Consider the following 12,315-nt stretch of genomic DNA (forward strand, 5'->3'; position numbering starts at 1 on the left):
CCTTCAGTCCAAATCCTATTGCCTATAGTGATCAAAAAAACGCTGCATAGACTGCAATGCAGGTTCGAGTTCATCTTTATGAGGCAAGAAGACTAGCCTAAAGTGATCAGGGGAAGGCCAATTAAAAGCTCGGCCATGAACAAGTAATATTTTTTCTTCTCTTAGTAGGTCAAGTACCATTAACTCATCATTCTTAACATTAAAATGTTTTGTATCGACTTTCGCAAATGCGTATAAAGCACCTTTGGGCTTCACACAAGATATTCCTTGAATATCATTAAGACCTTGCCATGCAATATTTCGCTGCTCATACAATCGACCTCCCGGCAGTAGTAAATCATCAATCGATTGTACTCCGCCTAGCGCTTGCTGTATCGCAAATTGTGCTGGTACATTGGCACATAAACGCATAGAAGCAAGCATGTTTAAGCCTTCAAGTAAGTCACGCATAACAGAAATTTTACCACTTGCTACCATCCAACCCATTCGAAGGCCTGCAGCTCGATAAGTTTTAGCCAGCCCATTAAACGTGATCACAGGTAAGTCATCACATAACGAACCTATCGAAAAGTGCTCCGTATCGTCGAACAAGACTTTTTCATAAATTTCGTCACTTAAAATAAGTAACTTATGCTCTCTTGCGATCTCTATAAGCTCTTCTAATAGCGCCTTACCATACACAGCACCCGTTGGGTTATTCGGATTAATTAACACTAGTGCTTTAGTCTTGCTAGTAATTTTATCTTTGATATCAGCAATATCAGGGAACCAATCTGCGCATTCATCACACATATAGTGCACAGGCGCACCACCAGCTAATTTTACAGATGCCGTCCAAAGCGGATAGTCAGGAGCTGGGATCAATACCTCATCGCCGTCATTCAATAACGCTTGCGTTACCATTTGGATCAGCTCACTCACTCCGTTACCAATAAAGATGTTATCGACACTAATATTAGGAAAATTTTTCTGCTGATAGTATTGATAGACTGCGACCCGTGCAGAGTACAAGCCTTTTGAGTCACAATAACCCTGCCCGTCTCGCAAATTTCTGATGATATCCCTATGCATATCTTCAGGCATATCAAAACCAAAAGCCGCAGGATTACCAATATTAAGCTTTAATACCTTTACACCCTCGTCTTCCATTTTTTGCGCTTGTGACAAAACTGGTCCACGAATGTCGTAACACACCCCATTTAATTTATTGCTTTTATTTATTTTATTCATGAATATCCCCCTCAATCCAAACTTAGCATAACGATGAATGAGGGGTTTTGAAAGAGTCAATTGCGGGATTATTTAACAGAATTGTTTTTACAGCCAATAAGTCTATTTATGATTGCTTCAGTTGAGTTCTTAATAAGCTGAACGCCTCATTTTACACTGGACGTCAACCACCTCTGTAATAGTGCTTTAGAAGCATCTACCTCCGAACATAGAACACTTACCTGCGTTTTAGCATGCTCTACATTGTTCTCGACTAATGACATTTCAATGGTCCTAGCAACATCAGCTAAACTCATTGCGCCAAACTGTGCCGCATTTGATTTAAGGCTATGCGCATTTCTTGTTGCAGCCTCTAAATCATCATCAATCGTGGCCTTAACTTCGTTTGCCAGACGATCAAATTCGCTTAGACAAAACTCTAACGTATCATTAAATTGCTCACCAAGCAGTGACTGCATGTTTTCCAAGCAAGTTTCATCAATTTTAGTATCCATAAAAGTCCTTTATTGTCTATTGCCTGTATACCTACTTATAACTATATGCTAGCTAAGAGTATCAACAAGAGCAAAGGCAACTATAAATTATGTTAAGATATATCTCAATGTAACCTGTTCCAAGCCTATATGAAAAGAAGTACCTGCAATATTTGCCATTTTTCGATTAAAACATGTGTTTGTCACTATGTAAGTCCTGTGATTAACAATAAAACGACGCTTATTGTATTGCAGCACCCAAGTGAAGTATCTGTAGCAAAAAATACAGTTAGGCTATTAAACCTTCAATTAGATAACATACAAGCATACGAAGGTGAGCACCCGTCTGATTTTTTAACCCCACAAAAAATTGCGTCTTCAAGTCATTGTGCATTGCTATTCCCTGGCGAAAATGCAATTCCGATCGAAAATATTGATAAAAATGTAAACCCGATAGACGCACTTTTCGTATTGGACGGCACTTGGAAAAAAGTAAATAAAATTGCCATGCTAAACCCTTGGTTAAATGATCTTCAAAAAGTCTCGTTTTCACAGTTACCAGAGAATAAGTATTCGATTAGAAAAGCCGAACAATCTTACAGTTTATCAACCCTAGAAGCGTGCGCACATTTCCTATCCTGTTACGAATCATTAAACGTGAAACCGCTGCATGACTTGCTCACAGGTATGATACATGAGCAGACAAAGTTTATGCCCGCAGACGTTAAACAACGATACCTCAATGAAGAGCACTAGATTACACAGGCATTATAAGCGCACTGGACCTGATTATCGGTTTGGCGACCAAGTTTGTTTTGACGAATTAAAAACAACATTTGGTTTTAAAACTATTACTTTAGGGAATTGGGTTACCAAAGAAGAACAACACCTAAGTGCCAATTTAATCTATGACTCATTGGCTGATCTGGCCCAAATACTCTCTCTTCCTCCCTTCGCTATTGGTCTGAGAGGTACTTTGAATCTCGCGTTTGGTAGTGGCGGACAAAAGGGTGTACAGGCTCACTACGCACCATCTACTAGGACATTAGCGCTTGCAAAAAATGCCGGAGGTGGCGCACTTGCTCATGAGTGGTGGCATGCATTTGATCACTATATCTGTAAGCACTTGTTTGTGTTTAACAAGGCCAACGACTTTGCTTCATCGCTCTGGCTAACGCAGCCACCAGATACTACCCATCCTCTTAATCAACTGCTGGATCAAGTCTATAAAAGTATTTTACTCAGTAATGATGGCAACAAGCCAAGTGCTTTTTTTCAAAGGGGTATTCAGTTAGACAGGCAAGCACAACAGCTCTATTACAGTTTGCCACAAGAGCTTTCTGCTCGTGCCTTCGAATACTTTGTTGCCAACCAACCTAGCATTAAAAATGAATTCTTAGTTTGTGACGTTATAAACTCGAAACTTGAGCGAGCCGGTGGGTTTCCAAACGCTGAAGAAATACAGCCAATAGCTAAAAATATTGAACGCTACTTTCATTCACTAGGCCACGCATTACACTGCCAAGTCAATTAATTAAATATAATCATCCAGCCAATTGATTATTAGAAATATTAATATATTATTCAACTGTCGATAATTTTTAGTCGTATTCTATTAGAATATAAATTTGTACTAGTTCAAAGGGATGTAACTTGGTGAGTTTTTTAAGGCAATTTCACAATATTGTATCGAAACAAGAGTTGAGCACCGAGGAAAAAATCCAAGCATTACTGCGGTTTGGACTCGACGTTTTTGATCTAGAAATAGCTATTGTTAGTCAGGTTACAGATAATAAATACACCATTGTGTATGTAGAGTCAGATAGCCCCTCACTCACACCAAAATGTCAATTTGATCTAGAAGGCACATACTGTACTCACACTTTAAAAGCCAATAAAGCGCTGTCTTTTCACCATGCTGGTTCGAGCAGCATTGCTTCTCACCCTTGCTATCAAAACTTCCAACTCGAATCCTATATCGGTGCACCGATACACATTGCAAATCAAACTTTTGGAACCATTAACTTCTCAGCAGCTAAGATCAGTAACCCTTTCACAACAGAGCATATTGATTATGTAGAGTTATTTGCGCAATGGCTAGGATGCGAACTGGCAAGAATGGAATCTGAAAGCAAATTCAAGATTAACTACAAGACGCTCGCAAAGATGGAACAAGTTGCGTCAATGGGCAGTTGGCGAATTGATATATACTCTAATCAAGTATTTTGGAGCGATGAAGCTAAACGTATCCACCAACTAGAATTAGATTCAACACTCTCACTCAATGAATGGTTTTCACTTATCAACGAAGATGTGCACCGCCAAGCATTCTCCAGTGCCATTGATAATGCCTTGAATAACGGCTTGCCATGGGAGTTAGAATTACAAGTCACAACCAAACTAAACAAAGAAATTTGGGTTTCATGTCACGGTGAAAAGACCATTGATCAAGACGGAGAAATATATCTCATTGGCTCGCTACAAAACATTACTAAAGATGTTGAACTAAGGAGAAACCTTCAACAACAAAAGCTAGACGCAGAGAAATTGCTAAATGAGCGCAGCTTACTTTTAGCAAAAATAAGTCATGAAATGAGAACTCCATTAAACGGGATCAATGGCATGCTATTAAGCGCTTTGGATGAAACTGATAAAAATAAGATTACAGAGCACCTTCAACTTGCGCTACGCAGCACAGACATTTTAACTGGTCTTGTAAATGAAATTTTAGATTTTTCAAAAATATCTCAAGAAGGCCTTTCTTTGACTCACCAAGCTTGCAACATCTCCCCTTTAATCGAGGACCTTGTAGATTTATCTAAGCAGCTCGCAAGCAACAAAGGTATTGATTTTTCCTCTGACATCAAACTTCCCAAGACATGTTGGGTAACATGTGATCCTCTACGACTTAATCAAATCATTACTAACCTCATTAGTAATGCCGTCAAATTTACTGAATATGGCGGCGTGAGTCTCAAAGTCCATTCTCAATCTCGCTCAGATGGCGTCGATCTTTTTATTAATGTGAATGACACAGGTATAGGCATGTCACCCACAAGCATCCAGTATTTATTTGAACCATTTAAGCAAGGGGAAGACGAAGTAGGTAGTCATTTTGGTGGAACTGGACTTGGTATGTCCATCGTAAAAGAGCTGATTGATCTCATGCAAGGTACAATTGATATTACCAGCGCTATGCAGAAAGGCAGCCAGTTTCGTGTGTTTATCCCACTAAAATTAGCACCTAAACCCGCAATCAAAAAACCTCTAAAGCAGCATAACTTTGATGCGTCTAGCTTGAATGTGCTCGTTGTGGAAGACAACCTGATTAATCTAAAAGTGATGAAAGTATTTTTAAATAAGTTTAATATTGCCCCACATACTGCAAGTAATGGAGAAATAGCGATAAAGCAGTGTGAACTGAATAAATACGACATCATATTCATGGACAGTATGATGCCAGTTATGGATGGACTAACAGCTGCAAAGATTATTTTTGACCGAAAACTACTTCCACATCATGCTCCTATCATAGCTATGACAGCTAACACGGATGAGCTAAGTAAAAGACACCTATCTGAGGTGGGTATGACAGATATGCTACCAAAGCCCATTGATTTTATGACTCTCGGCAACTTGCTCTCTAAATGCCTTGAAAGTATGCCTTTAAATGACACTTAAGATGTGAGGTAATGAATAACATCTTCAACTTCAATCATTCTATGAAGCCACTTTTTATAATCTTCGAAAGGAAGTGGCCTTGAAATAAAGTAACCCTGACCAATATCACACTGATAATTTTGCAGCTTTCGATAACTCTGTTCACTTTCAATCCCTTCAGCAACAACGACCGAGCCCAAACTATGTGCCATATCGCAAGTAGCTTTGCAGATTGTTTGATTAGTTTTAGAGCACTCTACATCCATTACAAAGCGTTTATCTATTTTCAGTTTATCAAACCCTAGTTGGCTCAAGTAAGCCAGTGACGAATAACCAGTGCCAAAGTCATCAATCGCCACTCTAAGCCCTATGCTTCGATAATCTCCTAAAGTATCAAACAACGTATTTTCATTCTCAACTGTTGCTGACTCCGTCACCTCCAAAACAATTTGTGCCGGCACCAAGGTATATTGATTCACTAACTCAATAAGTTGCACTGTTAGCTCTTTACGACCTACATCTTTACCTGAGATGTTCAGCGATAAAGTGTGATCAGGCAACAACTGAACAAGCTCAGCTTGATGCTTTAGTCCGGTTTCAATAACCCATTCAGTAAGCTCGTAAATAATACCTGAAGACTCTGCAACAGGAATAAACTCACCAGGTGGTACAACCCCAAGTTCTGGATGATGCCACCTCAATAGTGCTTCTGCTCCATATACACGACCAGTTTCAAGGTGTAGCTGAGGTTGAAGGTATAGACTAAGTTGCTTTCGCTCAATGGCCACCTTTAATGCGGAAGCAATTTTTATACGTCTTTGAGAGACAATTGAGTTACCGAAGTCAAAAAGCTGCCACTTGTTAGTCCCAGCAGGCTTTGCAGCCATTGCCTGCATTGCACACTGTATTAATGAATCTGCATTTGTGGCATGAATTGGGTTACTCGCCACCCCTATTTCAAGTTGGTCTACAAGTAGATCCCCTCCAAAATCAACACCCTCCTCAAAGCTGGCAGACAAAACACAAACAAACTGCTCTATTTGACTAAGTTCAAACTTTCCGAGTAAAACAATGGCAAACAATGAATCATCTAAACGATAAATCGCTGTATGCACGTTATCATGCCCTGCAATGACAGTGTTTCCATAAGTATTTAATTGATCACCGACTTTCATCAATAATTTTTTAAGATGAGCATTCGCATAGCTCCACCCCATATTTAACCGAATGGTTTGCAAAACTAACGGGCGAAAGAGAAGCAAAGTATGATCTTTTTGGCTTTTAACTAAGGAGTCTAGGCTCTGTTGCAACATATAGCGATTAGGTGCGCCGGTGTCTTTGTCATGCGTGGCATAAAACAGTAGTTGTTTTTTTTTATTTTTATCATGCCAATACAGGTATGCCGCGAGTAAAACAACATGTAGCGTGATAAATATCTGGTTTAGTACGGATGGATCAATCGACACATAAATTCCAAATTGATTCATGAACACATACATTTTAAAAATAAAAATAGGCGACCAAGCAATCACGATCGCCATTACCTCACGCCTTTGTTCATAAAACTGGTTTTGTAATACCAAAATATACAATAAGAAACAGATCAAACTCCCTAGTAAGTGAAAGACAAGAGAATTCTGCGCATTCAAAGGGGCTATCAAAACAGCTAACCCTGCCAGTGCCCAAATAGAAACACCGACGAGCCTGTTGTATTTTGGGTCAGAGCGCTTAACCACAACAAAATAATTCAGAAAAAGTACTGCGAAAATCAAAGAAAGCAGATAGATTTGGCTTTGATAAGCCGCAAAATAGCTCGATAATTCACTTGGAAAAATTAAGTTGTTAGCGCCATTATAGGCGCCTGTTTGGATACTAACACAAACAAAATAGGCTGCTAAAACCGCTAACCCTTTTCGGGCCTGACTTATCGCCATCAGCAACACAAAAAAAGCGATGAAATAATGGATACCACTACTAACACCAGCAATAAATAGCCGCTCGTTAAGTGCCTCTCTATACTGTTCCATTGACATCACAGACAAAGGTAACATGCCACTATATTTAGCTTTAATTTTTATATAAACGTCGTAGCTTTGATTATTAGTAAATAATGATATAGAAGGCAACATGTGAAGATTTGGGGAAAGGTGTGCTAATTCTGGAGAAACTAGTTTATAGGCTACAACTTTACCGTTAGCAACCTGATACAATTTGAGTGTTCCCTGAATAGACCCTAACACGACTAAAGAGTCGCTAGTTGGCTCGCTGCTATTAGTGACCTTTACCCAAAGCGCCTCGCCTTTGACAAAGCGAATTTCTCCATCTGATTTAGTAAAACTCGCTGCGCGGTCAATAATCGAATCGATGGACAATTGATTTGATGTATCAGAAACTTGCTCTATGATGTAATTTTGAGATGCCAGCGTACAGTAGCTACACAATAAAAGCATGCACAAAAATGCTATGTTCTTAACATACAACCACATACCCACCTCCTTGAGTAAGTGATTTTGATTGCCAGTACGTCTAGGCCATCACAAACATATCAACTTTAATGCCCAATAAAACAGGCACCCCTAAACTACATGTATAAGTATGATGACTAACAACACAATTACCAGTGACCAGAGGAAATAAAATTCACAACACCATAAAAAATCGACATTTAGTCGTCAGAAAAAGTAATTTCGACAGATGATGCTTCAGCTGATTGTAAGTGCAACATACTACTCAAAAGTTGTGCACAATAAACATAATGCTCAGCCACCTTAATACCTTGAGCAATTAAGTTCTCCCCTTTTTCTGATTCTTCTCTAATTTGAATATCTAATGGGATCTCAGCCAATAATGGTACACCATGACGCGCAGCTAGTTCACTGCCGCCATCAGCACCAAAAAGCGCGTTTTTCTCACCACAGTGCTGGCAGTTAAAGTAACTCATATTTTCAATAAGCCCTATTATAGGCAAATTAACTTGCGCAAACATGGCAATGCCTTTTTGTGCATCTGCAAGCGCTAAATCTTGTGGTGTTGTGACAATAACAGCGCCACTGGCTGGTAACTTTTGCGTCATTGTAAGCTGTATATCACCTGTTCCTGGTGGCATATCAACAATAAGGTAATCCAACTCACCCCAGTCGGTTTCATTAAGCAACTGGTTTAATGCCTGCGATGCCATTGGTCCTCGCCATACCGTTGCATTTTCGGCTGGTACCAAGTAACCAATAGACATTGTATTTAATCCATATTTTTGCATCGGGTTCAAGGTTTTATCATCTTTTGCAGTCGGTTGTTCATCAACCAAACCCAATAATGATGGAATAGAAGGTCCATAAATATCCGCATCAAGCAGTCCTACTTTTGCACCCTCTTGCTCGAGTGCTAGGGCTAAGTTTACAGCAGTTGTTGATTTACCCACCCCGCCTTTACCGGAAGCAATAAGCACAATATGCTTTATTTCCTTAAATTTATATGAAGCAGGAATACTGGTTTCAATGGCAATAGCGACTTCTTTTATCTTGTTTTTAAGTAAATATTGCTCAAGTTGCTTTTGTTGTGAGTGTGCAGCAAAAGGGAGCGTAATTAATATACGATATTGCGACTTACATTTTTCAATAGACGAAATCCATTCGTTTTGGACCCCTATTGGAAAAATCGCACTACGATAGCTATTTAATAGCTTGATAATCTCAGTTTGCTGTGGATCTTCTTTACTAAAAAACTTCTTGATGCCAAACATACAAATAAAACGCCATCAGGTGATGAAAAGAACGCAGGAATTATGTAACATTCGATAAATTAAGACCAGTCAAAATCGCGTTATTTGGGCATAATCCAGTTGGTCAAAAGATTTGTATTTAATTTAACCGTCAAATTGAATACAAAGTGACACTGGCGTTAGCCGATGCGGCTAATTAATCTTGGGAAAACTATGACAAAGAGAAAAATTCTCATCACAAGTGCATTACCATATGCAAATGGCCCAACTCATTTAGGGCACTTACTTGAATACATTCAAACTGATATTTGGTCACGCTTCCAGAAAATGCGCGGCCATGAGGCCTACTATGTTTGTGCTGACGATGCACACGGTACGCCGATCATGCTGAACGCGCAAAAGCAAGGTATCACACCTGAAGAAATGGTTAAGAATGTCAGTATCGAAAGACAGCGTGACTTTGCTGATTTCAATATCGTTTTTGACAATTACCACAGCACACATAGCGATGAGAACAAAGCTCTTAGTGAACTTATCTATACTCGACTAAATGATAAGGGCCACATTAAAAAGCGTACTATTTCGCAGTTGTTTGACCCAGAGAAAAATATCTTTTTACCAGATAGATTCGTCACTGGTACTTGCCCAACATGTGATGCTGTAGATCAAAACGGTGATAGCTGTGATGCCTGTGGTGCAACATACAGCCCAACAGAGCTAAAAGACCCTCGCTCAGCAATGTCTGGCGCAACACCGATTTTAAAAGACTCAGAGCACTACTTCTTTGACCTACCTGCTTTTGAAGATATGCTAAAAGAGTGGCTACACTCTGGTAGTTTACAAGCAGAAATGGCAAACAAGCTTGAAGAGTGGTTTGCTGAAGGCCTTCAGCAATGGGACATCAGCCGTGATGCACCTTACTTTGGTTTCGAAATTCCAGGCGCACCAGGCAAATACTTCTACGTATGGCTAGATGCACCGATTGGTTACATGGCTAGCTTTAAAAACTTATGTGACAAGAATGGCATCGACTTTGATGCATTCTGGGGTAAAGACTCTGACGCTGAGCTATATCACTTTATCGGAAAAGACATTATTTACTTCCACAGCCTATTTTGGCCTGCAATGTTAGAGGGCGCTGAATTTAGAAAGCCAACTAACGTATTTGCCCATGGGTTCGTTACTGTAAACGGTGCTAAGATGTCTAAGTCGAAAGGTACGTTTATCAAAGCGCGTACTTACCTTGAGCATTTAGACCCTGAGTACTTGCGTTATTACTACGCTGCGAAGCTAAACAGCGGTATCACTGACTTAGACTTGAACTTAGAAGACTTCGCACAACGTGTAAACTCAGACCTTGTCGGTAAAGTTGTGAACATTGCAAGTCGTTGTGCTGGATTTATTACTAAGAAGTTTGCTGGTAAGTTAAGTGACAACATTATGGACGAAGCGCTTTTAGCAGAGTTCAGTGCTGTTTCTGATACCATTGCAACCCATTTTGAGAATCGTGAATATAGCCGCGCTATTCGCGAAATCATGACGCTTGCTGACAAAGCAAACCAGTTCATTGACGCTGAAGCACCTTGGGTATTAATCAAAGACGAAGCGACTCAAGAGCGCGCACATCAGGTATGTTCACTTGGCTTGAATATGTTCAAGATCATCCTAACTTACTTAAAACCAGTATTGCCTGGAATGAGTTCAAACGTTGAGCAGTTCCTTGCAACAGAACTTACTTGGGAAACAGTTTCGAAGCCATTAGTTGGCCATGAAATTAATAAGTTCAAAGCGTTAATGCAGCGCGTTGATTTAGATAAGGTAAATGCAATGGTAGACGCATCTAAAGAGAGCTTAGAAGCAGCTAAACCAACTTTGGATCCTAATAGCCCGCTAGCGAAAGAGCCAATCGCAGACGAAATTGAATTCAATGACTTTGCTAAGGTTGACTTACGCGTTGCTAAAATCGCCAAGGCTGAGCATGTTGAAGGGGCAGAAAAACTACTTAAGTTAACGTTAGATTTAGGTGGTGAAACTCGCCAAGTTTTTGCTGGGATCAAGTCAGCCTATGCACCAGAAGACATTGAAGGCAAGTTAACTGTGATGGTAGCAAACCTCAAGCCGCGTAAGATGCGCTTCGGTATGTCTGAAGGCATGGTTCTAGCTGCAGGTCCTGGCGGCAAAGAAATTTATATCTTGAACCCTGACGAAGGTTCTGAGCCAGGTATGCGTGTAATGTAATACTATTCATTGAGGGCATGAAGCTATATTTCATGCCTTCATTTTAAGCTGACAACACTTTGAACTGAATACCGCTTATGACAGAGTTAAAAATAAGCTACCTCAACCTATACTCTTTATATTTATTTTAATTTTTGAAAGTATAATAACCAGCCATTAAATATTACCTAACCCTTTAAATAATCCCATGCGCACGCTAAAGTAAATTCTCACAACATGTAAAAAGGAATGTAAAATGAGAATTAATCGAGTATTACCTTTGGCGATCATAATAAATACATCTGCTTTAGCATCATCAATCATACACGATACTGATGGCACACCTGGTAGAGTCACCTATTATAACCAAACTGCACTTAATGTGATGGTGACCCAGTCAAGCTCTGCATACAACATCCGTGTTTATGCTCCATATCCAGGTAACGAACTCCCCTGCCAACACGCGGCAATTTTCGAAAAGTACACTCATACTCATCTCGCTGACGCGCAAATAAATGGAAGCATTTTAACAGCTCAACTTGAACGAGGACACGAATACAAGGAAAAGTATATTGAGGTGCAGTGCATCGATAACTCAAATTCATCAGTACGATTAAGGCATAACATTGCCCCAGCACCGAAAATCAAATTAAAAAGCAAAATGACAGCATCTCACTGGCAAGATGGCGATCATCTTTATCCGGGTTTTTATCAAGATGTGCGCTATCAAGCAACTTTAAGCATTGATAACAGCGAAGAGACTGGTTTTTGTACTGCTTCAAGTATTGAAAGTGACGCACCATTAAAACTAGAGCCATGGCACAGTGATGGCTTTATAAATGATATTATCTCTTTTGATGAGCCTACCTATTATGATGCAAGAACAGCAACAATATCAGCACAAATAGTCTGTAGAAATACTGGTGGTACAACTCGCATGGTCGAGACTTGGAAACTAAATCAAGACAACATCACCCGTGATATATCTACTTATATAAATTAATTCTTTAATATATT

9 protein-coding genes are annotated in these 12,315 nt (G+C 39.6%); 5 read left to right on the forward strand and 4 right to left on the reverse strand.

From position 1 onward, the window contains the following. Positions 1-15: 15 nt before the first annotated feature. Both QNM16_RS05665 and QNM16_RS05670 read right to left on the reverse strand, forming a co-directional pair. Positions 16-1,230, reverse strand: coding sequence for a pyridoxal phosphate-dependent aminotransferase (locus QNM16_RS05665; protein WP_284019582.1), 1,215 nt, complete (start codon positions 1,228-1,230; stop codon positions 16-18). A 146-nt stretch (positions 1,231-1,376) separates the two neighbouring features. Then, positions 1,377-1,724 (reverse strand): Hpt domain-containing protein, encoded by a 348-nt coding sequence (locus tag QNM16_RS05670; protein WP_284019583.1) that lies wholly within the window; start codon positions 1,722-1,724, stop codon positions 1,377-1,379. Positions 1,725-1,853: 129 nt separating this feature from the next. Between QNM16_RS05670 and QNM16_RS05675 the strand changes: the two genes are divergently transcribed. The 3 genes from QNM16_RS05675 (at position 1,854) to QNM16_RS05685 (ending at position 5,384) form a co-directional block, all read left to right on the forward strand. After that, the gene (locus QNM16_RS05675) at positions 1,854-2,459 is read left to right on the forward strand and encodes a tRNA-uridine aminocarboxypropyltransferase (protein WP_284019584.1); all 606 of its coding nucleotides are present in this window, start codon (positions 1,854-1,856) and stop codon (positions 2,457-2,459) included. After that, the gene (locus QNM16_RS05680) at positions 2,398-3,237 is read left to right on the forward strand and encodes a CLCA_X family protein (protein ID WP_417709384.1); all 840 of its coding nucleotides are present in this window, start codon (positions 2,398-2,400) and stop codon (positions 3,235-3,237) included. The genes QNM16_RS05675 and QNM16_RS05680 overlap by 62 nt, the downstream gene beginning before the upstream one ends. A gap of 122 nt (positions 3,238-3,359) precedes the next feature. Then, on the forward strand, positions 3,360-5,384 hold the full coding sequence (locus QNM16_RS05685) for a hybrid sensor histidine kinase/response regulator (RefSeq protein WP_284019585.1): 2,025 nt from the start codon (positions 3,360-3,362) through the stop codon (positions 5,382-5,384). On the opposite strand, the gene QNM16_RS05690 is transcribed toward QNM16_RS05685, so the two are convergent. After that, on the reverse strand, positions 5,381-7,849 hold the full coding sequence (locus QNM16_RS05690) for an EAL domain-containing protein (protein WP_284019586.1): 2,469 nt from the start codon (positions 7,847-7,849) through the stop codon (positions 5,381-5,383). The two genes, QNM16_RS05685 and QNM16_RS05690, sit on opposite strands and share 4 nt — an antisense overlap. Before the next feature lie 179 nt (positions 7,850-8,028). Further along, positions 8,029-9,102, reverse strand: a complete 1,074-nt coding sequence (gene apbC / locus QNM16_RS05695; protein ID WP_284019587.1) for an iron-sulfur cluster carrier protein ApbC — start codon at positions 9,100-9,102, stop codon at positions 8,029-8,031. 192 nt (positions 9,103-9,294) lie between these two features. On the opposite strand from apbC, the gene metG reads away from it, so the two are divergent. After that, positions 9,295-11,319, forward strand: coding sequence for a methionine--tRNA ligase (gene metG / locus QNM16_RS05700; RefSeq protein ID WP_284019588.1), 2,025 nt, complete (start codon positions 9,295-9,297; stop codon positions 11,317-11,319). A gap of 235 nt (positions 11,320-11,554) precedes the next feature. Beyond that, positions 11,555-12,301 carry a hypothetical protein gene (locus QNM16_RS05705; protein WP_284019589.1) on the forward strand — a complete coding sequence of 249 codons (747 nt, stop codon included), beginning with the start codon at positions 11,555-11,557 and terminating at the stop codon, positions 12,299-12,301. The last annotated feature ends 14 nt before the right edge of the window (positions 12,302-12,315 follow it).

Origin of the sequence: Pseudoalteromonas umbrosa (genome assembly GCF_030125375.1) — a bacterium.
Classification (GTDB): domain Bacteria; phylum Pseudomonadota; class Gammaproteobacteria; order Enterobacterales; family Alteromonadaceae; genus Pseudoalteromonas; species Pseudoalteromonas umbrosa.